20 protein-coding genes, 1 tRNA gene and 1 pseudogene are annotated in these 21,455 nt (G+C 52.0%); 12 read left to right on the plus strand and 10 right to left on the minus strand.

Features of this window, described 5'->3' with window-relative positions:
• Window positions 1-33: 33 nt before the first annotated feature.
• The 7 genes from pyrE (at window position 34) to ACFOMG_RS10485 (ending at window position 6,454) form a co-directional block, all read left to right on the plus strand.
• Complete coding sequence (gene pyrE, locus ACFOMG_RS10455) at window positions 34-681, plus strand: orotate phosphoribosyltransferase (RefSeq protein ID WP_376866500.1); 648 nt, start codon at window positions 34-36, stop codon at window positions 679-681.
• A gap of 1 nt (window position 682) precedes the next feature.
• Complete coding sequence (locus ACFOMG_RS10460) at window positions 683-1,354, plus strand: hypothetical protein (RefSeq protein ID WP_376866501.1); 672 nt, start codon at window positions 683-685, stop codon at window positions 1,352-1,354.
• 146 nt (window positions 1,355-1,500) lie between these two features.
• Entirely contained in the window at window positions 1,501-3,186 is a 1,686-nt protein-coding gene (gene argS / locus ACFOMG_RS10465) for an arginine--tRNA ligase (RefSeq protein WP_376866503.1), read from the plus strand.
• A 93-nt stretch (window positions 3,187-3,279) separates the two neighbouring features.
• Window positions 3,280-3,816, plus strand: a complete 537-nt coding sequence (locus tag ACFOMG_RS10470; RefSeq protein WP_376866504.1) for an SPOR domain-containing protein — start codon at window positions 3,280-3,282, stop codon at window positions 3,814-3,816.
• 107 nt (window positions 3,817-3,923) lie between these two features.
• A complete protein-coding gene (locus ACFOMG_RS10475) occupies window positions 3,924-5,927 on the plus strand; it encodes a RecQ family ATP-dependent DNA helicase (protein WP_376866505.1) in 2,004 nt (667 codons plus the stop codon).
• Between the two features lie 107 nt (window positions 5,928-6,034).
• The gene (locus ACFOMG_RS10480; protein ID WP_376866506.1) at window positions 6,035-6,175 is read left to right on the plus strand and encodes a hypothetical protein; all 141 of its coding nucleotides are present in this window, start codon (window positions 6,035-6,037) and stop codon (window positions 6,173-6,175) included.
• Between the two features lie 156 nt (window positions 6,176-6,331).
• Window positions 6,332-6,454, plus strand: coding sequence for a hypothetical protein (locus ACFOMG_RS10485; protein ID WP_376866507.1), 123 nt, complete (start codon window positions 6,332-6,334; stop codon window positions 6,452-6,454).
• Window positions 6,455-6,536: 82 nt separating this feature from the next.
• Here ACFOMG_RS10485 and ACFOMG_RS10490 read toward each other — a convergent pair.
• The 6 genes from ACFOMG_RS10490 to ACFOMG_RS10515 all read right to left on the minus strand — a co-directional run bounded on the left by ACFOMG_RS10490 (window position 6,537) and on the right by ACFOMG_RS10515 (window position 11,930).
• A tRNA-Phe gene (locus ACFOMG_RS10490) sits at window positions 6,537-6,612 on the minus strand.
• 86 nt (window positions 6,613-6,698) lie between these two features.
• Window positions 6,699-6,977, minus strand: a complete 279-nt coding sequence (locus tag ACFOMG_RS10495) for an oxidative damage protection protein (RefSeq protein ID WP_376866508.1) — start codon at window positions 6,975-6,977, stop codon at window positions 6,699-6,701.
• A 14-nt stretch (window positions 6,978-6,991) separates the two neighbouring features.
• Window positions 6,992-8,038 carry an A/G-specific adenine glycosylase gene (mutY, locus tag ACFOMG_RS10500; RefSeq protein WP_376866510.1) on the minus strand — a complete coding sequence of 349 codons (1,047 nt, stop codon included), beginning with the start codon at window positions 8,036-8,038 and terminating at the stop codon, window positions 6,992-6,994.
• 51 nt (window positions 8,039-8,089) lie between these two features.
• A complete protein-coding gene (locus ACFOMG_RS10505) occupies window positions 8,090-10,501 on the minus strand; it encodes an EAL domain-containing protein (protein WP_376866511.1) in 2,412 nt (803 codons plus the stop codon).
• Between the two features lie 281 nt (window positions 10,502-10,782).
• A complete protein-coding gene (locus ACFOMG_RS10510; RefSeq protein WP_376866512.1) occupies window positions 10,783-11,403 on the minus strand; it encodes an MlaC/ttg2D family ABC transporter substrate-binding protein in 621 nt (206 codons plus the stop codon).
• 125 nt (window positions 11,404-11,528) lie between these two features.
• Window positions 11,529-11,930 carry an acetyl-CoA sensor PanZ family protein gene (locus ACFOMG_RS10515; RefSeq protein ID WP_376866513.1) on the minus strand — a complete coding sequence of 134 codons (402 nt, stop codon included), beginning with the start codon at window positions 11,928-11,930 and terminating at the stop codon, window positions 11,529-11,531.
• 103 nt (window positions 11,931-12,033) lie between these two features.
• Here ACFOMG_RS10515 and hisB point away from each other — a divergent pair, with 103 nt between their 5' ends.
• From hisB to hisF, 3 genes are read left to right on the plus strand one after another with little or no spacing between them, the layout of a single operon-like run.
• Window positions 12,034-12,642 (plus strand): imidazoleglycerol-phosphate dehydratase HisB, encoded by a 609-nt coding sequence (hisB, locus tag ACFOMG_RS10520; protein ID WP_376866514.1) that lies wholly within the window; start codon window positions 12,034-12,036, stop codon window positions 12,640-12,642.
• Window positions 12,643-12,645: 3 nt separating this feature from the next.
• On the plus strand, window positions 12,646-13,305 hold the full coding sequence (gene hisH, locus ACFOMG_RS10525) for an imidazole glycerol phosphate synthase subunit HisH (RefSeq protein WP_376866515.1): 660 nt from the start codon (window positions 12,646-12,648) through the stop codon (window positions 13,303-13,305).
• A 6-nt stretch (window positions 13,306-13,311) separates the two neighbouring features.
• A complete protein-coding gene (gene hisF / locus ACFOMG_RS10530; RefSeq protein WP_376866516.1) occupies window positions 13,312-14,100 on the plus strand; it encodes an imidazole glycerol phosphate synthase subunit HisF in 789 nt (262 codons plus the stop codon).
• Between the two features lie 141 nt (window positions 14,101-14,241).
• On the opposite strand, the gene ACFOMG_RS10535 is transcribed toward hisF, so the two are convergent.
• From ACFOMG_RS10535 to ACFOMG_RS10545, 3 genes and pseudogenes are all read right to left on the minus strand, one after another.
• Window positions 14,242-14,475 carry a flagellin gene (locus tag ACFOMG_RS10535; RefSeq protein ID WP_376866543.1) on the minus strand — a complete coding sequence of 78 codons (234 nt, stop codon included), beginning with the start codon at window positions 14,473-14,475 and terminating at the stop codon, window positions 14,242-14,244.
• Between the two features lie 189 nt (window positions 14,476-14,664).
• Window positions 14,665-14,991: pseudogene (locus ACFOMG_RS10540) on the minus strand (flagellin N-terminal helical domain-containing protein); the annotation flags it as partial.
• 124 nt (window positions 14,992-15,115) lie between these two features.
• Complete coding sequence (locus ACFOMG_RS10545; protein WP_376866517.1) at window positions 15,116-15,850, minus strand: phosphatase PAP2 family protein; 735 nt, start codon at window positions 15,848-15,850, stop codon at window positions 15,116-15,118.
• 396 nt (window positions 15,851-16,246) lie between these two features.
• Between ACFOMG_RS10545 and ACFOMG_RS10550 the strand changes: the two genes are divergently transcribed.
• The gene (locus ACFOMG_RS10550; RefSeq protein WP_376866518.1) at window positions 16,247-18,391 is read left to right on the plus strand and encodes a TonB-dependent receptor plug domain-containing protein; all 2,145 of its coding nucleotides are present in this window, start codon (window positions 16,247-16,249) and stop codon (window positions 18,389-18,391) included.
• Window positions 18,392-18,464: 73 nt separating this feature from the next.
• On the opposite strand, the gene serA is transcribed toward ACFOMG_RS10550, so the two are convergent.
• A complete protein-coding gene (gene serA, locus ACFOMG_RS10555) occupies window positions 18,465-19,694 on the minus strand; it encodes a phosphoglycerate dehydrogenase (RefSeq protein ID WP_376866519.1) in 1,230 nt (409 codons plus the stop codon).
• 287 nt (window positions 19,695-19,981) lie between these two features.
• Here serA and ACFOMG_RS10560 point away from each other — a divergent pair, with 287 nt between their 5' ends.
• A complete protein-coding gene (locus tag ACFOMG_RS10560; RefSeq protein WP_376866520.1) occupies window positions 19,982-21,400 on the plus strand; it encodes an FAD-binding oxidoreductase in 1,419 nt (472 codons plus the stop codon).
• The last annotated feature ends 55 nt before the right edge of the window (window positions 21,401-21,455 follow it).

Raw genomic sequence — 21,455 nt, forward strand, 5'->3', positions numbered from 1 at the left:
TCCTTTTCAATGCAGGTATCACCAGAGTTGACTATGCAAGCCTATCAGAAAGAGTTTATCGAATTCGCCATCGAACAGGGCGTCCTGAAGTTTGGTGAATTTACCCTAAAATCTGGCCGTGTCAGCCCTTATTTTTTTAATGCCGGCTTGTTTAACAGCGGTTCTGCATTGGCCAGATTAGGCCGCTTTTATGCCGCCGCGCTGGAAGCGTCCGGGGTGGAATACGACGTGGTATTCGGCCCGGCCTACAAGGGTATTCCGCTGGCTACCACCGTCACCGTGGCGCTGGCCGACCAGTACAACAAGGATATGCCCTATGTCTTTAACCGCAAAGAAGCCAAAACCCATGGTGAAGGCGGTAACCTGGTGGGTTCACCTTTAACCGGGCGTGTGTTAATCGTAGACGATGTGATTACAGCCGGTACGGCAATTCGTGAAGTCATGGCCATGATTGAAGCAGCCGACGGTGCTGTTCCGGCCGCTGCGCTGATTGCGCTGGATCGCCAGGAGAAAGGCAATGGTGAATTGTCGGCGATTCAGGAAGTGGAGCGTGACTTTGGTATGCCGGTGATCAGCATTGTTAATTTGAAGCAGGTACTGGATTACGTAGCCGGAAATCCACAGTTGCAACAATACGCCGATGCCATCAGCGCTTATCGGGAACAATACGGAGTCGCTTAATATGAAGTTGTTTGTCTGGTGTGCAGTGTTAAGTAGTCTGCTGTTTGCCAGTGTCAGCCATGCAAACAAGTTATATCGTTTCCGGATTGATGGCCGGGTCATCATCAAAGACCACGTACCGGCGGAATATACCCACCTGGGGTATGAGGTACTGAACAGCTCAGGCATGGTGGTCAAGAAAGTGGCTCCAGCGCCCACCGCAGAGGAACTGGCGCAGCGCCGGGCGGCAGAAGAGGCCAAGCAACAACGGCTGGAGCGTATGGCGGAACAACGCAAAAAGGATCTGGATCTGTTGCGTTTATACGCCAAACCCAAGGATGTTGAGCGGGCACGAAAACGTAAAGCCGATGAAATTGACTCTTACGTTCAGCTGCAGCGCCGCCGTATCGGCGATCTGGAAAAGAAACTGGAAGAGTCTCAGGGCGACGCCGCCAATATTGAGCGCCGTGGTCTGGAAGTGCCGGCGGATCTGCGCCTGGAAATTGCTCAGCTGCAGAACCGTATCCGCGACAGCCACCAGAATATCCGCAATCGCCAGCAGGAAATGATCGACAGCACCAAGGAGTTTTCCCGTCATTATGAGCGGGTGCGTATTCTGCAGGTGTATAAACCGGGGACACTCGACCAGGATGTCGATCTGGATAAAGTCGACCGCGAGCTGGATGGCTTCTGATTCCACCGCGCTGCTGGCTTGTTACATAAGCATCACTGAAAAGAAGGTCGCCGCGGCTTCACCCGCTGCGGCCTTTTTGCGATAATCGCGCCCCTTTTCTGTTTTCTGAAATTTATCATCATTATTTGCCGCTGAGGCCAGAGTCTATGAAACCGCAAATTGCCGAGTTGTTATCTACCGTTGTTGCCACCCTGAAGTCTCAGGATGTGATTCCTGCTGAGCTGGAACCCCGCATCAATGTGGAAAACACCCGCGACAAAGCACACGGTGACCTGGCCACCAACCTGGCGATGATGCTGGCCAAACCGGCGAAGAAAAACCCGCGCGAGCTGGCGCAGCTGATTGTTGACGCACTGCCTGCCAGCGAGCTGGTGGAGAAGGTTGAAATCGCTGGCCCGGGTTTTATTAACTTCTACCTGTCGGATGCCTCCACCAACAGCCTGATTAAGGCGGTACTGGAGCAGAAAGAACAATACGGCCGCAGTAATGAAGGTGCGGGCCGCAAGGTTCAGGTGGAATTTGTATCAGCTAACCCAACCGGCCCTCTGCATATTGGTCACGGTCGTGGTGCCGCGGTGGGCGATTGCTTGTGTCGTCTGCTGGACGCCACTGGCTGGGATGTGACCCGTGAGTTTTATTACAACGATGCCGGTGCGCAGATTAACAATCTGGCCTTGTCGGTGCAGGCGCGCTGCAAAGGCCTTACCCCGGACGACGCCAGCTGGCCGGAAGACGGCTACCGTGGTGATTACATCAAAGACCTGGCCGACAGTTTTATGGCCGGTGACACCGTGGAATCGGAAGACCAGAGCTTCACCGGTACCAAAGACGCCGACGATTTAGAAGCCATTCGTCATTTTGCCGTGGCTTACCTGCGTCGCGAACAGGATCTGGATTTAAAAGCCTTTGCGGTGGATTTTGATGTCTATTTCCTGGAGTCATCACTGTATTCCAAAGGCAAAGTGGAAGAAGCCGTACAGCAGTTGATTGCTAATGGCCACACCTACGAAGACGGCGGCGCACTGTGGTTACGCACCACCGACTTCGGTGATGATAAAGACCGTGTAATGCGCAAAACCGACGGTGGTTACACCTACTTTGTGCCAGACGTGGCGTATCACCTGGACAAGTGGCAGCGTGGCTTTGAAATGGTGATTAACGAGCAGGGCGCTGACCACCACAGCACCATTACCCGCGTGCGTGCGGGTCTGCAGGGCTTAGACGCCGGTATTCCCAAAGGCTGGCCGGATTATGTACTGCACCAGATGGTGACCGTCATGCGTGGCGGCGAAGAGGTGAAAATCTCCAAGCGTGCCGGTAGTTATGTGACACTGCGTGACCTGATTGACGAAGTGGGCCGTGACGCCACCCGTTACTTCCTGGCGGCGCGTAAAGCCGACAGCCAGCTGACGTTTGATATCGATCTGGCGCGTTCGCAGTCGTCCGATAACCCGGTGTATTACATCCAGTACGCTCATGCGCGGGTATGCTCGATTTTCCGTAAACTGGCAGAGACCGGTCAGGCCTGGACGCTGGAGCAGGGCATTGAGTCACTGTCTGCCTTAACACTGGATAGCGAGAAAGATCTGATCGTTAAACTGGGTCGTTACCCGGAAGTGGTTAAAAATGCGGCGAATAACCGCGAGCCGCATCAGATCGCCAACTACCTGAAAGAGCTGGCGGCGGATTTCCATACCTATTACAACTCAGAGAAAACTCTGGTGGATGAAGACGATGTGCGGAATGCTCGTCTGACGCTGGCCGAAGCGGTGCGCCAGGTGATCGCTAATGGTCTTTCATTGTTAGGTGTTTCTGCACCGGAAGAAATGTAATTCTGCCGTGGACAGGGTCCACTCCTGCCGAAATAATTATCCGTAGGAGCGGACCTTGTCCGCGACCAGACTAAGATAACAACAGGAATTAAAATGTCAGAAGGCGCTAGCAAAATACCAAAGTGGGTGTGGATCACCACGCCAACCCTGGCGGTGGCGTTTGCCGGTTTTATCCTGTACTTATCCACCATTCCGACCGGTGATGAATTAACCGCGGTTCAGGGGGATGCCCGCAAAGCCTTTGAAAAAGGGGTCGAGCAGGCGAAGAAAAAAGCCGCTGAAGATATTCCCAAACCGGATTACGAATTTTATAAATTGCTGGAAAACCAGACGGTTGAAGTACCTAAGGTTGATGCTTATAAATCGACACCCAAAGATAAGGCGTTGCAATACGAATACCGCCTGCAGGTCGGCTCCTTTCGCTCTCAGGAGGATGCTGAGCGTTTGCGTGCGGAGTTAATTCTGCAGGGCATGAATGCTTACCGCGAACAGCGTGATGTGAATGGGACTGTCTGGCATCGGGTGATGGTTGGGCCATTTCAGAATCGCTCGGTGATGAATAAAGCTCAGGATATGCTGGTGTCGCGTAACATCAGTTCTTTAATTCATAAGACGCCGCTGAAACCATAATGCTCGACGGGCAGTCGCGTCTCCGCAGCTTGTCGTATTTTTAACGCTTCACTTGAGTGCTGCCTGCAGCTTAGGCAAGATGCAGGAAATCTCTGCGTGAAACTGTTATGTCTTCTTCCTCCTGGCAGCCGGTGCTGCAACAAACCTTTGGCTTCGATCAGTTACGTCCCGGCCAGCAACCGGTCGTTGAAGCGTTATTAGCGGGCCGCAGTGCGGCAGCAATTTTTCCTACCGGTTCGGGTAAGTCACTGTGTTATCAGTTGCCGGCGTTATTGTTACCTCATCTGACGTTAGTGGTGTCGCCATTATTAGCACTGATGCAGGACCAGGTGGCGTTTCTGCAGAGTAAAGGCATTGCCGCCGCCAGTATTGATTCCAGCCAGAGCCGTGAACAGGCACAGCAGATTCAGTCCGATGTGCGCAGTGGCAACATAAAAATTCTGATGGTGTCGGTTGAACGGCTGAAAAACGAACGTTTTCGTCAGTTTATCAGCCAGGTTCCGATTTCATTATTAGTGGTTGATGAAGCCCACTGTATTTCTGAGTGGGGCCATAATTTCCGCCCGGATTATCTGAAGCTGCCGGATTATTGCGCTGATCTGGCCATACCCCAGGTGCTGTTATTAACCGCAACCGCGACCCGGGCAGTGATTGAGGACATGTGTGGTCGTTTCCGGATTGCCGCTGATGATGTGGTTACCACCGGGTTTTACCGGCCGAATTTACGTTTGTTAGTCCAGCCGACACCCGTTGAGGAGCGTAAACAAAAAGCGTTGCAGTGGCTTATGCATCTGCACAATAAGCAAACGCAGCAGGGCCGCGATTTTGGCGCCATTATTTATGTCACCTTGCAACAAACCGCACATGATGTGGCTGATTACCTGGCACCGCAGTTGCCGTTTACGGTGCAGGCTTATCATGCCGGCTTAAGCAGTGACGAACGTGAGCTGATTCAGCAGCAATTTATGTCGGGTGAAACGCCCTGTATTGTTGCCACCATCGCCTTCGGCATGGGGGTGGATAAAAGTAATATCCGCCAGGTGATGCATTACGACTTACCCAAATCGATTGAAAACTACAGTCAGGAAATTGGCCGTGCCGGACGGGATGGCTTGCCATCGGATTGTGTCATGCTGGCCGATGCCTCGGGTTTTCAGCTGCTGGAAAATTTTGTTTATGGTGATACTCCGGAGCCTGCTGCCATTGAGCGGGTGCTGCAGCAGATTCGCGATAACCTTAGTTATCAGGCTAATGAGACGCGCTGGGAAGTATTAATGACGCCGTTATCGGCGCTCAGTAATATCCGCTTATTGCCGTTAAAAACCCTGTTGGTGAATCTGGAATTACGGGGTGTGCTGACGGCCCAGTTCAGTTATTTTGCCGACTACAAATATAAGCTGCACATCAGTGAAGCGCAGTTGCTGGCAAAGTTTGATGCTCCGCGGCAGCAGTTTCTGCAGCAGGTAATTAATACCAGCAAAAAAGCCCGCAGCTGGATTACATTCGATGCCGATGCGCTGCTTCAGCACAGTGGGGAGGCCGATAGTCGCCGCCGGGCGATTACAGCGCTGGAATATTGTCAGGAAAAAGGCTGGCTGGAGCTGCAAAGCAAACAGATGACGGATGTCTATCGGGTGGATATCGATAAACTGAATCAACCCGGTCTGGCACAACAGCTGGCGCAACATTTTGCCGAAAAAGAACACAGTGAGATTCAGCGCATCCGCGCGATGTTGCAGCTGTTGCAGGATCAGCAGTGCCTCAGTCGTGCGTTGGCCCATTATTTTGATGACACTCAGATGCAGCAGGATTGTGGTCACTGTTCGGTGTGTATCGGTAAACATCTGCCCTGGCCTCAGCCTCAGGCGTTGCCGGATTTATCACAGTATCAGGCTCAGCAATTGTGCCAGCCATTGCAGCAGGCAATACAACAGCAGTTTGGCGTGGTTGCCCCGGTCGATTTATTAACCCGTTATCTGGCTGGCATCAGTGCCCCCTGGCTGACCCGGGTTAAGGCGCGTCAGCTTGGCAGTATGGGGATTCTGGAGCACTATCCCTATCAGCAGATTAAACACTGGCTTATTGCCCGTGGGGAAAAACACTCCAGTTGATTGTTAGGGTGATTGTTACAATTGGGAACAAAATGCTGCAAACTGTAAAAGAATGGTGACCCTTGCTGTCTTAAAATGTCCATAGATACATTACATGAGTAAGAACCGTGGACATTAACAAATATTTCCCCGATGTTGGTTACACCGAAGAGCAACCTCCTGATAATGTGGTTCTGCACGTGCATATATATGGCACCCTGCTGGCGATGGGGTTGTTGGCCGCTGCTGCCTTGTATTTTGTGCGCTGACGATTTCACTGAGCCCTGATTTTTCTTGCTTCAGCCCGGCTAATGCCGGGCTTTTTTATGTCTTTTTTCCGCAAGCTGACTTTTGTATCGGAAACGCTGACGACGCGTTGATTTTGACTAGTCTGACTAAAACTGAAGGTTTAAGAGATCGACGCTTTGGCTAAATTAGAAGAACACCAGCAGATGAACTGTGATTATGGTCAGGGGTATTTTTACAGTAAGCCGCTGCCGGCGGATGCAATTGCAGAGTGGCGTGATAAACAGCAACATTCTGCTTGAGTTGCGTTATGTAATCGTTATGAATGACTTTATTACAGGCATAAAAAAACCGCATATATGATGCGGTTCTTTAATAATTAAATGGTGCCCAGAGGCGGAATCGAACCACCGACACGGGGATTTTCAATCCCCTGCTCTACCGACTGAGCTATCTGGGCACTGCAAGAAGAAACGTTGCCGCTTGCCTCTCAAGTGGCGCGTATTAAACCCTGTGACGGATCAGCTGTCAACACCTCTTGTTAAATTATTTGTCTTTATTTTCAGGAACATAGCCTTCGGCCTGATCGAACTCTTCACCACTGAGGAATTTGTTGCGTTGCTCCGTGAGGTATTTACGGGCCTGCATGTCCATCATGTTCAGGTGTTTTTCGTTGATCAGCCGGGTCTGATGTTCAGTCCATTCCTGCCAGGCGCGTTTGGAAATGTTGTTATACACCTCTTCACCGGCGGGGCCGGGGAAGGGGGGCTGTTCCAGACCTTCCAGTTGTTGCTGATACTTTTTACAGAATACGGTACGGCTCATGGGGTGTCCTCGTGTCAGATGTCGCTCAGGTGCAGCAGTTTTTTCACTGGTGCTGCCAGTCCCAGTTCGCTGGGTTGCCTGGGATTGTACCAGTGACCCGACTGTTCACCTATGTGGCCAGGCTGGTGCGACAAGCGGATTTTCAGCGGCTGAATATGCAGATGATAGTGGCTGAAGGTGTGGCGGAAACGTTGCAATGGTTCGATATCGGCTTCCATGCCAAATTGTTGCTTCAGCCATAACCGTGCTGCCTGTTCGTCGCTGACTTCGGGAAAGCTCCATAACCCACCCCAGATGCCCGTTTGTGGTCTTTGCTCCAGATACAACAAACCGCCGGGGGCTTCCAGCATCAGCAGTGCGGTGTGTTTCTCGGGTTTTTCTTTTTTCGGTTTGGAATTCGGAAACTGACTTGGTTTGCCACTCTGGTAACCCTTACAGCGCGGTTGCAGCGGGCAAATACCACAAGCGGGTTTGCTGCGGGTGCATAAGGTGGCACCCAGGTCCATCATGGTCTGGGTGTATTCTCTGTGGCTGTGGTCGGGGGTCAGTCGTTCGGCTATGTCCCAAAGCTGCTTTTGTACCGCTGTCGTTCCGGGCCAGCCTTCTATGGCATAAAACCGGGTCAGGACACGTTTGACGTTACCGTCCAGAATTGCGGCGCGGATGCCCATGCTGATGGCGGCGATCGCACCGGCGGTGGAGCGCCCGATACCGGGAAGTGCCGCCAGTTGTTCGACACTGGCTGGGAATTCCCCCTGATATTGTTCAACGATCTGCTGTGCGCAGGCGTGCAGATTGCGGCCGCGGGCGTAATAACCCAGGCCGGTCCAGAGATGTAATACTTCGTCCTGCTCGGCTCTGGCCAGGCTGAAAACATCGGGAAAACGTTGCATAAAACGTTCAAAGTAGGGAATGACAGTGGCCACCTGAGTTTGTTGCAACATGATTTCCGATACCCACACCCGGTAGGGGCTGATTTGCTGTTGCCAGGGGAGGTGTTTGCGGCCATGTTGCTGATACCAGGCCAGTACTACGTCGCTGAAGGAAAACGCCTGTGTCATGTAAAGGTGCTGTTTGCTGCTGAAAGCGCGCAGTATACCTGAGTGCTGCGGTCAGATCTGGTAGTTGTTGGCCTGCCGTTTGTGTTCGTTTTCGCGCAGGAACTGGTGCAGCTGTCCCAGCGACAACGGCCGGCTGAATAAGTAACCCTGGCCCTCGTCACAGTTATTGCGGCGTAAGAAGTGCAGTTGCTCTTCGGTTTCGACGCCTTCAGCCACCACTTCCAGACTGAGTTTATGGGCCATGGCGATGACCGCGGCGGTGATCGCCATATCGTTCTGGTCCTGCGGGATATCCATTACAAAGGAGCGATCGACTTTTAAGACATCAATCGGGAATCGTTTAATGTAAGCCAGTGATGAGTAGCCGGTACCAAAGTCGTCGATGGCGATGGACACCCCGGTTTTTTTCACTTCCTGCATGATGTGAATGGCGGTTTCGACGTCGTCCATCAGGGTGCTTTCGGTGATTTCCAGCTCCAGACACTGAGGCGGGATCTGGCTGATATCGATGACGTTGCGGATGCGGTCGGCCAGATCCGGATCGGTAAATTGTTTGGCTGACAGGTTTACTGCCACTTTCGTGCTGGCGGACAACACCCCGTCACGAATCAGAGAGCTGATCTGACGACAGCTTTGTTCCAGTACCCAGTCGCCAATTTCAAGTATCTGACCGGTTTCTTCGGCCACCGGGATAAAGCTATCTGGCGGGATCAGGCCTTTGTCAGGATGCTGCCAGCGGATAAGGGTTTCCACGCCGGTGATATGGTAGTCAAACAGGCTGATTTTGGGCTGAAACATCAAAGTAAACTGTTCGCGCTGAATGGCTTCTTTCAGTTCTTTTTCCAGCGCCAGGTGTTCGAGAATCGAATGATTCATATCTTCAGAGAAAAACTGGTAGTTATTGCGCCCCAGTTCTTTGGCGCGGTACATCGCCAGATCGGCATTTTTCATCAGTGTATTAACGTCGGTGGAGTCTTCCGGTGTCAGGGTGATACCGATACTGACCGTGGTGACGATGTCCTGGCCTTTGATGCGGATCGGTTTGGCCAGTGTGCGTAATAGTTTTTCCGCCACGACCAGAACATCGGAAGTCTGGTGGACATCGGTCAGCAGGATGGTGAATTCGTCACCACCGATACGGGAAACGGTGTCGTTTTCCCGTACCGTTGCATTCAGCCGGACGGCTACTTCTTTCAGCAGTATATCTCCGGCGTCGTGGCCCAGAGTGTCGTTAATACGCTTAAACTGGTCCATATCAAGAAACATCAGTGCGACCGAGGCACCGGAACGCAGGACACTTTTAATCGATTTATCCAGCCGGTTTTTAAACAACCGGCGGTTGGCCAGACCCGTGAGTGGATCGTAAAACGCCAGGTGTTCCATCTGAATCTGGGCGGCTTTCAGTTCCGATATATCTGAGATCGCCCCGAGGTAACCCAGCAGTTCGCCGCTGCGATCGTGCAGCGTGCCGGCTAACAGATGAATCCAGGTATGACTGCCGTCACGCCGCACCAGGCGCAGTTCCAGCGCGATACTTTTATGATCGACAACCAATCGGTTCCAGGTCTGTTGCACCATAACCAGATCGGCGGGATGCACCTGATCGAACCATTCCTGCAGGCTCGGTTCCGGGTCGTCCATACCGTGAATATCACGCCAGCGTTGGTTGACATATTGCAGTTGTTGTTTGGTGTCAACCTGAAAAATCCCTACCGGTGATAAGGCGGTGAGTTTACGGAAGCGCTCTTCGGAGGTTTTCAGTGAGGCATTTTCTTCTTCAACTGTGCCCAGCAGGCCATTAAATAAATCAACCAGGTCGCCCAGCTCATCGTTGCTCTCTTTACTGGCGCGGATGGAATAGTCCTTTTTGTTCATAATATCCTGCAGGGTATTGCTCAGCTCTCGCATCGGCCGTACCACTACTTCCTGCAGCTGATTGGCGAGAAAAACCGCCAGTACCACCGCCACAGCCAGAATGACGACGGAAAACAACATAAACTGGTTAAAGCGGTTGAGCAGGTCCTGGCGGCTGTTTTCGAGGTACAGCGTGCCGATATGGGCTCGTTCCAGGCGGATGACAAAATATTGGCTGAAGTTATTGCTGTGACTGGATTGCAGGTGGGTCAGCAATTTCGGACAGGCTGTTTCCTGCTCTGATATGCGGTAGTCAGCGGCCAACTGCTGGTTTTCGTCGTAGATACAGCCGCGGACGATATTTTTGTCCGCTTTCAGGGTACGCAGGTTGGTGTGCAGCAGATCGTAGTCATTGAAAGTCAGGGCTGTAGTGGCGCGCTTGGCAATAACTTCGCCGAGTACCGACAGTTTGTTCTGGGCATCATGACGGCTGAGGTAATACTCCAGTGACATGTATGCAAGATTCGATAACAACAGTGTCAGGCCGGTCGTAATCAGTGAGATGATAACCAGCTTACGTCGGAGTGACTGTGTCTGAAGTGCCTGCATTGAGATGGTAACTCGTTTCCATTAGATCGCCGGCGGGGCTGCCTGTTCTGCACTCGCCCTTAAGCCGTAATAACGGTTGCTGATTTCATGTTTTTGCACCATTAACGTTAGCTGATTCCTGACGACAGGCAATGTTTCAGGCGTAACAAACTGCCTGACAGGTGCTGTTTCTGAGAGCTGACTGATGATGGCCGGAATGAGAAGGAAAGCGTTGGCAGAAATAAAAAAAGGCAAGCTGTCAGCAGCTTGCCAGTTGCCATAATGGCAGGGGAAGAAAGAGATTAGCGCTTGGCTTGTTGCACTTCGGATTGTTGCAGTTCGGTCAGCAGTTCAGCAATGGAAATCGACTGTAACCGCTCGCTGAGTTGCTGGCGGTAGGTTTTAACCATGCCCAAACCAGCCACCACGGCATCGTATACCCGCCACTGATTGGTTTTTTTATTCAGATACAGACGGAAGTCGATCGGTACGTTACTGCCATTACTCTGAATCAGTTTACCTTTGACCAAGGCACGATTACCTTTGCGGTTAAACTTGGTTTCTTCAAAGGTGAACTGTTCACCGTTAAATGCTTTAAAGGCACCCGCATAGGTACGGATCTGCAGTTCACGGAAGCGCTGGATAAAGGTTGCCTGTTGCTCTGCATTCGCACGGCGCCAGTGTTTTCCCAGTGCTCCTTTGGCGATTTTCTCCTGGTCGATGGCCGGCACGATATAATTCATCACCAGCCGCCGGATCTGCTCATCGGTGCGGTCTTCCGGGGCCAGTTTCTGCAGTTCGGTAATGACCCCCTGAGTGGCCTGCTCAACCACCTCACGCGGCTGTTGCGCATAGGCAGCAGCACTGAACATCAGCGCCAGAAATATAGAAAACGATACCAGTGACTGAACTGCAATTCTCATAAGCCCCTCTCCGCAACAGATTGATTGAATAATGTTGCTCAGTATGGCCTCAGTCCGAGGGGCTGCATAGGCAGGAAATTGCAAATAAATTGTTCCGCAGATGGAACGTATTCATGATTAGTTAATCAATTGTAGCGGCAATGATGATCATCACACTGAAAACCCCGGTTCTGCAGAGGTTGCCGGAATCCATCGCTAACATTCTGAAATATAAGAGTTTTACCCTCTTTTTCAGCCCATTCACAGAGATGGTGAAGCAGCTGGTGCAGCACGCCCCGGTTCTGAGTGATGGTTCGCACAGCAGCCTGTTCCAGCTGAACACCCTGTTCAGTTTCGGTCGCGATCAGCAGGCCGATGATGCGGTCATTAAAACGGCCCGCGATGATCCAGCTACCGTCAGTCAGGCGCTGAGCCAGCTGCTGTGGGGTGCTGACCAGTCCGGATGAGGCCGTGTCCTGATGGATTTTGCCGATATCCTGCCAATCGGCATCGCTCGGTTGCTGGATATGTTCTAGACGGACTGGCATAAGAAACCTCTCTGGTTGCAGGTAACGCTTAAAAGCAGGAGTTTTTTGTCTGGCTGCTTTATAATGCTTTCCTTTTCATTTTGCGAGAGTTTGGAGCAAGTCCATGGCCACTAGTGCAAGCGTTGGGCGCAGTGCAACCGTTGAGCGTAATACGCTGGAAACGAAAATCCGTGTCAGCATCAATCTGGACGGTACCGGTAAGGCAAAGTTTGATACCGGCGTGCCTTTCCTCGAGCATATGATGGACCAGATTGCCCGCCACGGTCTGATTGATCTGGATATTTATTGTGATGGTGATACTCATATTGACGATCATCATACGGTTGAAGATATCGGTATCACTCTGGGCCAGGCGTTTGCAGAAGCGGTCGGCGATAAAAAAGGCATCGTCCGTTATGGCCACTCTTACGTACCACTGGATGAAGCCTTATCCCGTGTGGTGATCGATTTCTCTGGTCGTCCGGGGCTGGATTTTAAGTGCGATTTTACCCGTGGCAATATCGGCCGGTTCGATACTCAGCTGTTCTGGGAATTTTTCTACGGCTTTGTGAATCACGCCAAGGTTACTCTGCATATCGATAACCTGAAGGGCTTTAACGCCCACCACCAGGCGGAAACCATCTTCAAAGCCTTTGGTCGTGCGTTGCGTATGGCGGTAGAGCAGGACCCGCGCATGGCGGGCGTGATGCCTTCAACCAAAGGAACTCTGTAAATCATGTCGATTGCTAATGGCCGCAGTAAAATATGTGCTGTGATTGATTACGGCATGGGTAATCTGCATTCGGCGCACGGCGCATTACAGAAGGTGGCTCCGGATACCCAGGTGCTGGTGACTTCGAAGGCGGAAGAAATTCTGGCTGCTGACCATGTGGTATTACCCGGAGTGGGTGCGATTCGTGACTGTATGGCGGAAATCCGGGCGCAGGAGATAGACCAGATTGTTGCCGAAGTAAAAAACACCAAGCCTCTGTTAGGAATTTGTGTTGGCTTGCAGGCGATGATGAGTCATTCAGAAGAAAACGGTGGGGTTGATTGCCTCAATCTGTTTGATGGTCAGGTGAAATATTTTGGTGATGATCTGACAGAAAACGGCCAGCGGTTAAAAGTGCCACATATGGGCTGGAATCAGGTAGAAACCCTGAATCATCCGTTATGGGCTGATATTGCCGACGGCAGTCGCTTTTATTTTGTGCATTCGTATTACGTCGATGCCAGCGATAAAAGCCAGGTAAAAGGGCGTGGTTTTTACGGTAAGTCGTTTGATGCGGCACTGGGTCAGGACAACGTGTTTGCGGTGCAGTTCCACCCTGAAAAAAGCCATAAAAACGGACTGCAGTTATTGCAGAACTTTTTAAACTGGGACGGACAGGCGTAACAAACAATGGCATTAGCAAAGCGAATTATTCCCTGTCTGGATGTTGATCAGGGGCGGGTTGTCAAAGGTGTAAATTTTGTTGGCATTCGTGATGCCGGTGATCCGGTTGAAGTTGCCAAGCGTTACGACGAGCAAGGCGCTGACGAAATTACCTTTTTAGATATCACCGCGACCCATGAAGATCGTGGCACTACGGTGCAGATGGTAGAAGCCATCGCCGAACACGTTTTTATTCCACTGACGGTTGGTGGCGGTATCCGCGAGATCAGTGATATTCGTCGCATGTTAAACGCCGGAGCCGATAAAGTGTCGATCAATTCGGCGGCGGTGTATAACCCGGAATTTGTCCGTGAAGCATCGGAAAAATTCGGCGCGCAGTGCATCGTGGTCGCCATCGATGCCAAACGCGTTGCTGGCTCTGGTGAGTTAGGTGATGCGGACAATAAGTGGGAAATCTTTACCCACGGTGGCCGCAAACCAACCGGTATTGATGCGGTTGAGTGGGCGAAAAAAATGGCTGATTATGGCGCTGGCGAAATCCTGCTCACCAGCATGGATCGCGATGGTGTGAAAAGCGGTTTTGATCTGGGTGTCACCCGTGCTGTGAGTGATGCGGTGAATATTCCGGTCATTGCCTCCGGAGGTGTGGGCAATTTGGAGCACCTGGCTGAAGGTGTCACCCTGGGGCATGCTGATGCGGTATTGGCCGCCAGTATTTTCCATTTTGGTGAATACACGGTACAGCAAGCTAAGCAACATATGGCGGCTGCCGGGATTGAAATGCGGTTGGAATAGGCGCTGGCACACAATAAACGATTCCGTTTTTGTCTGGCTCCCACGCTCTGCGTGGTAGTCATAGCTGAGTTGAAAAAAATCAGAAGGTTAAAGCCTGGTTGTTTATCTACCACGCAGAGCGTGGGAGCTAGAATATTAACATCAGGATAACAGCTGGAGTACGCTTTCTGCGCTGGCGTTTGCCTGCAGTCGGGTACTGATCTGGGCCTGCTGCTGTATTTGCCCTTTAATCATTTCAGAAACCGCTTTCGCCAGGTCGGCATCTTCGATGCGGCTACGCGCCGCCTGGTTGTTTTCCTGTTGCTTGCCAAGGTTGGCGACCCGGGCGTCGAGCCGGTTGCTGACCGCCCCCAGCTCGGTACGTCGGTCAACCACGCTGGTTTGTAATGTCGCCAGTGTGTTCAGAGATTCTTCCTGCAGGGGCTGGCTGAAATCCAGGGTGGACAGTGTCTGGTTGAGGTTGTCGGCCAGTGTATTGGCATCAATGGAGAGCGTATCTCCGCTGTCTTCACCGACCTGAAAGGTCTGCGGTTCAGCGTCACTGACTGACGGGAACAGGGGGCGGCCATTAAACTGGCTTTGTTCGCTGATCTGGCGGATCTGATCGGTAATTTGCCGCGCTTCGCCATTGATAGCCTGACGATCACTATCGTTAAGGATGCCGTTACCCTGTTGGATGGCCAGCTGTTGCAATCGTTGCAGGCCGTTGCTGATACTTTGCAATGCGCCATCTTCGCTCTGGATCAGGGATTGTGCGTTGATGGCGTTGCGCTGCGCCTGTTGTTTGCCGCTGATATCACTGCTGATACGGGTGGCAATCGCCAGCCCGGCGGCATCATCGGCAGCACTGTTAATGCGTTTACCACTGCTGATCTGTTGCTGTGCGGCCGCGGTTTGATGGCGGCCGTTGCTGGGGGGGGAGTGCTGTGCCCGGCGGGATGTTGGTCATGGTGGCTCTCCAACACAGTGATGCCTTCATGCGATCCTTTCATACTATGCCAATGCGTTGCGGGCGTTAACTGACGATGGCTTTGTCAGTCGTAAAAGTCATGATATCTGGTCGCTTGCTGAGGGCCCAGCTGACGGCTCCGGCCCATATCAGGCCAGCGATGACGTCGGCGCCATAGTGGTATCTGAGATACATAGTGGAGGCGGTGATCGCCAGTGTCATGGCCAGCATGATAAACCGCAGCGGGTAATTCGCCCTGCGCCAGGTGAGCAGTAAAGTGACCCAGGGGATCGCTGTATGCAGACTGGGAAAGCAGTCATAGGCAAAACGAAAGCTGTTGACCGCGTCGTAAACCATTTCATGACTGGCTGTCAGCGGCACGACAAACTGATCGGCAATAAAACTGATCGGGCCTTCGACCGGTAATAAAAAATAAAAACAGAAGCCGCCGGTGAGTGTGAAAACAATGCCCTGGCGCAGACGCAGAAAGGTGGTTCGGTCATCTGTCAGATGTAAATATATTAATGAACCGATGGGTAATAAATAATAAAAATGCAGATAGGCACTTTCCATTAATAAAGTCAGTGTTGCGCTGATATGGTGTTGTAACAGTTGTGGAATCGTGGTGCCGAATAACCACTGATCAAGCTGAATCATCAGCGTGTCTTGTTGCGGAATTGCAAACTGCTCGATCGCCAGCTCGAGACGGAAAATACGCATGCTCAGGTAGCCCAGCAGTATCGCCGGAACCGGCCAGAACTCATATAAAAACCAGCGTGTTTTCTCGCTCCGGCGGGGCATATTGGCACGGCAGAGAAAAATGAGGCCGATAAAAATAACCGCGCCTGTCAGAGCGGCTTTATTCTCTGCTGGCTGTATCTCAGCCAGGGAGCCGGATGTTATGGCAATTAACAGGCTTATGCAGGGAAATATCAGCGTCAGTCGTTTATCCCAGGGCCAGTGTTTCAGGGTGGTGATCATCGGATTAGTGGCATCATTAAGTTATTGTTTTTTTTATTGGTAAGGTCGATTTTATGTCAGTTTATCGTCATTTTCACCTTGCTTTTCCCTGTTATTGTTGTGTAATTGCCCGCCTCAGGAAACAAACCGGAAACCGGACCGAGTATGTTCAGGGTGTTTTGCAGGCCTTTTAGTTTTTTTATCAGTGTTGTCGTCAGTGTTCCTTTGTGCGCCGACGTGTCTGAGTTTGACGAGTTTGAACCGGTTCTGCCGGAAGTGTTAACGCCGGTGCGTCTGCAACAACCGCTGGCAGAGGTACCGGCCAGTGTTACGGTGATTTCTGCCGAGCAGATTCGTGCCTGGGGTGCTCATGAGATTACCGATGTATTACGTTTTGTCCCCGGCTTGTTCGTTGCGGATGATCTGGAAAGCAACAGTCAGAACGTGGTGTACCATTCCGGCGACAGCACGCTGGCACGTCGCATTGAGGTGCTGGTGGATGGTCGTTCCGTGTATAAAGCTTCGTTTGCTACCGTCGATTGGCAGCAGCTGAATATTGCGCTGGAAGATATTGAGCGGGTGGAAGTGACCCGTGGGCCCAGTGCCTCCAGTTATGGCCTGAATGCGCTGCAGGCAGTGATTCATATTATTACCCGCCACCCGGCGGACAGCAGCCAGGCAGATGTCCGCCTCAGTTATGGCTCAGATCAGCGCCGCCACGGCTATATATCCACGGCTTTCCAGCTGGGCGGCAGCCAGCAACGTTTCAGTGTGTATGGTCACCGTGAGGGTGAGTTCTCCGGCTATCATGCCGATACCGGTAAAGTCGGCGGCTTGCCGGACCTGGCTCAGGTTAAAGGGTTTAACTGGTCAGGTGGTATTTATGACGGCCAGTCAGATATACGCTGGCAGCTCAGCCGGCAGCAGTCTTTTCGTGATGGTCTGGCCGATTCCAATCTGCAGGTGAATACGCCCCTGGCAGAAACCACGTCGGATATGGGCTGGTTACGCTGGCGTTCTCCGCTGAACCCCGATCATCAGTTGCAGTTACAGGGCTACTGGCAATCGGAAGATACCCATGATCGTTTTTCTGCCTGTGTGCCAACCTTTGCCCTCGACCCGGGACTGGCGCAGTTGTATCGACAAAATGATGCCCTGGCGACGGCGCTGGCTTATGGCCTGTTGCCACTCAGTCGTGAGGATACCGACCCGCAAGTGCGGCAGAATACTCTGCAGCTGTATCAGGGGCTGGCTGCGGGTATAGTGACCCAGGCGGCGCTGGAGCAGATACTGGAAACCACACTGTCTCAGGCAGAATATCTGCAGGCTCAGGGCCTGATTGCCAATCTGGTAAATGAAAATGCGCTGCAGCAGCAGGTCTGTGGTCAGGCTGATGCCGATGTGTATCAGCAGCGGGCAGAACTGGAGTTACAGGATACCGTACGCTGGAGTTCGTCATTGCGGTCGGTACAGGGCATCAGTTATCGGCGTGATGAAGTGACGTCGCAGGCCTATTTTGGTGGTACTGAGGTCTCTGAGCAGTGGCTGGCGTTCGTCAATGGTGAATACCGCGCCAGTCCGGACTGGCTGTGGTCCGGGGCGATATTGGCAACTCATGAAAAAGACAGTGGGCCGTTGTATTCGCCACGTCTGGCGGTCAACTATCTGATCTCGCCACAGAGCAGTCTGCGTTTGCAATACGCTACGTCACGCCGCACACCGGACCTGGCAGAGCGTTACCTGAATGCTTCTGCACGGGTAACCGACCTGAGCCAGCCAAATTATCTGCAGACCCGCAGTGGATCGCTGTTTTTGCAGGCCAGTGCTGAGGGCTGGCAGGAGGATCTGCGCGAAGAACAGATTCAGGCCTGGGAGGCCGGTTATTTTGCCTACTGGCCACGGGGTGGCTGGCAATTGGATATCAAACTGTTTCATGAGCGCTTGCACCGCCTGATTCGTTCGCAGATGACGCTGCTGAACGCTGACCTGAGTAATGCCGGTGGGCTGTCCAGTCGGGGTGTTGAGGCGCAGCTCAGCTGGCAACCACTACTGGCACACCGTGTCTGGCTGTCGGCGCTGGCGCAGCGGCGTGACAGTGATCGTGACCAGGAATTATTGCTCGGTAGTGACCGCAGTTTACGAGGGATGTGGTACTACCAGGGCGGCAGCCTGAATACGGCGGCTGGTTTTATCTGGGACGATCAGCCGGCTGACCGCAAGCGACAGGGTTTTCAGCAGCAGCGCTTGCTGGCACGACTGGCACTGAACAGTGGTTGGGGTGAGTGGTCGCTGCAGGCAGAATACGATTTATTAGCGCAGCGGGTGTTGTATCAGCGCGCCCCTGATTGGCTGGTTTGGGGTGGATACCGGCTGCAATGGTAATGCTGCCGCTGGTTCGGACATAAAAAAACGCCGCTAAGCGGCGTTTTTTTATGTCTCAGGTAAAGCCGTCTGCTCAGTACAATACGCGGGCGCGAATGGTACCGTCGACGGTTTTGATCTTCTCCAGTGCCAGCTCAGAAGCTGAAGCGGCAACATCAATCACCACGTAACCAACTTCTTCAACCGTTTGCAGGTATTGGCCACATACGTTGATGTCATTTTCAGCGAAGATACTGTTGATGGCATTCATAACGCCCGGAACATTCTTGTGAATGTGCAGGATGCGGTGCAGATCCGGGCTGGATGGCAGTGCCACTTCCGGGAAGTTGACTGATGAAGTGGTGGTACCGTTGTCGCTGTATTGCGCCAGTTTTTCACCCACTTCTTTACCGATGTTTTCCTGTGCTTCCATGGTCGAGCCACCCACGTGTGGGGTCAGGATAACGTTGTCGAATTCGCGCAGCGGAGAAACAAACTCTTCGTTATTGGAGCGTGGTTCTACCGGGAATACGTCGATGGCGGCACCCAGCAGTTTGTTACTGCGTACGGCGTCGGCCAGTGCGTCGATGTCAACCACAGTGCCACGGGAAGCGTTCAGCAGGATAGCGCCTTGTTTCATCTGGGCAAACTGTTCCGGGCCCATCATCCATTTAGTGGATGGGGTTTCCGGTACGTGCAGGGACACCACATCAGCGATATTCAGCAGCTCGTTCAGTGAACCTACCTGGGTAGCGTTGCCGATTGGCAGTTTGGTGACCACATCGTAGAAGAACACTTCCATACCCATGCTTTCTGCCATGACAGACAGCTGAGTACCAATACTGCCGTAACCGACGATGCCTAGTTTTTTACCACGGATTTCGTAAGAGTTAACTGCTGATTTGCTCCAGCCGCCGCGGTGACATTCTGCATTTTTGGCCGGTACACCACGCATCAGCATGATGATTTCTGCCAGTGATAATTCAGCAACCGAACGGGTGTTGGAATAAGGTGCGTTAAAGACCGCAATACCACGTTTGGTGGCGGCTTTCAGGTCCACCTGGTTGGTGCCAATGCAGAAACAGCCAACGGCAATCAGCTTTTCGGCGGCGGCGAAAATTTCTTCAGTCAGCTGAGTACGGGAGCGGATGCCAATAAAATGGGCGTCTTTAATACGCTCTTTCAGCTCGTCGTCCGGCAGGGAAGTTTTCAGGTACTCGATATTGGTGTAACCGGCGGCATTGAGTGTATCAAGCGCGGACTGATGAACACCTTCTAACAAGAGAAACTTGATCTTGCTTTTGTCGAGAGACGTTTGAGTCATGGTGGTACCTACTTACAGTCAGTAATAAACGAAGTCTGTCGTTTGTGCCGCAGTGGTAATAAAAGCTGATCAATGTAGCAACGTCACTGCGGTGGAGCGACTGGCAAACCTGGCCGGTTGGTCAGTGTTTGCTGCGTTTTTCAGAGTCAAAACTGTTCTGAAAAATAAGGCGCGTATGCTAGCATACGCTGCTCATAAAGTGAGCCTCAAAGTCGCTGTTCGCAGAAAAATAGTCGCGATGATTATTCAACTTGAGGTGAATTTGATTCATTTAGCTGGACGATGTCATGACCGCCCCGACTGAACAAGCCCTGTCACAACAAGCACTGATTGAACTGTTATCCGCCATCGTCGGTGATGATAAAGTGCGCACCGATGCTGATTCGCTGGAAAACTTTGGTAAGGACTGGACCAAAATTTATCCACCCAAGCCCGCGGCGATTGTGTTTCCGAAAACGACTGAACAGGTACAGAAAATTGTGTTGCTGGCAAACCAGCACCAGTTGGCACTGGTACCGTCTGGTGGTCGTACTGGTCTGAGTGCTGGTGCAGTCGCCGCCAATGGTGAGATCGTGGTGGCCTTTGATTATATGAATCAGATCTCAGATTTTAATGCCACCGACCGCACTGTTAAATGTGGTGCCGGGGTGATTACGGAACAGCTGCAGACCTTCGCCGAGGATAATGGTCTGTTTTACCCGGTCGATTTTGCATCTGCCGGCTCCAGCCAGCTGGGCGGTAATATTTCCACCAATGCCGGTGGCATCAAGGTGATCAAATGGGGGATGACCCGTGACTGGGTCGCTGGTCTGACCGTGGTAACCGGTAACGGCGATATCCTTGAGCTGAATAAAGACCTGATGAAAAACAATACCGGATATGACATGCGCCAGCTGTTTATCGGTGGAGAAGGAACACTGGGCTTTGTTACCGAAGCCACCATGCGGCTGACGCGTCAGCCGAAAAACCTGACTGTACTGGTGTTGGGTATTCCCGAGCTGGATAACGTGATGAAGGTGTTAAGCCAGTTTCAGGCGGATATGGATCTGACTGCGTTTGAGTTTTTCTCCGATAAAGCCATGCAGAAAGTACTGGCGCGGGGTGATGTGCCGGCACCGTTTGAAACCAGTACCGACTTTTATGCACTGATTGAGTTTGAAGCCGTGACGGATGCCGATATGGATCAGGCGATGACCGTGTTCGAGCAATGTATGGAAGAGGGTTGGGTGGTCGATGGTGTGATCAGCCAATCGGAAACTCAGGCGGCCAATCTGTGGCGTTTGCGGGAAGATATTTCTGAAACGATTTCTGAATGGACACCCTACAAAAACGATATTTCCGTGGTGGTTTCCAAAGTACCACCTTTCCTGCGCGATATTGATGAGGTGGTGACCCGTGAATACCCGGACTTTGAGATCATCTGGTTCGGTCATATCGGTGACGGCAATCTGCACCTGAATATTCTTAAGCCGGAAGGTCTGGCGAAAGAAGAGTTTTTTGAAAAGTGTGCCAAAGTATCAACCTGGGTATTTGAAATTGTGGAAAAATATCAGGGGTCGGTTTCTGCAGAACATGGTGTTGGTATGACCAAAAAGCCGTACCTGCAATACACCCGTTCGGCAGCAGAAATGGCCTATATGAAAGCGGTTAAGCTGGCGTTTGATCCGAATAATGTGATGAATCCTGGTAAATTGCTGGATGTCTGATTTACATCTGTGATGATAATAAAAAGGCCGCATTGCCAGAGCAATGCGGCCTTTT

The sequence above is a fragment of the Bacterioplanoides pacificum genome, assembly GCF_042648445.1.
Taxonomy (GTDB): domain Bacteria; phylum Pseudomonadota; class Gammaproteobacteria; order Pseudomonadales; family Oceanobacteraceae; genus Bacterioplanoides; species Bacterioplanoides pacificum.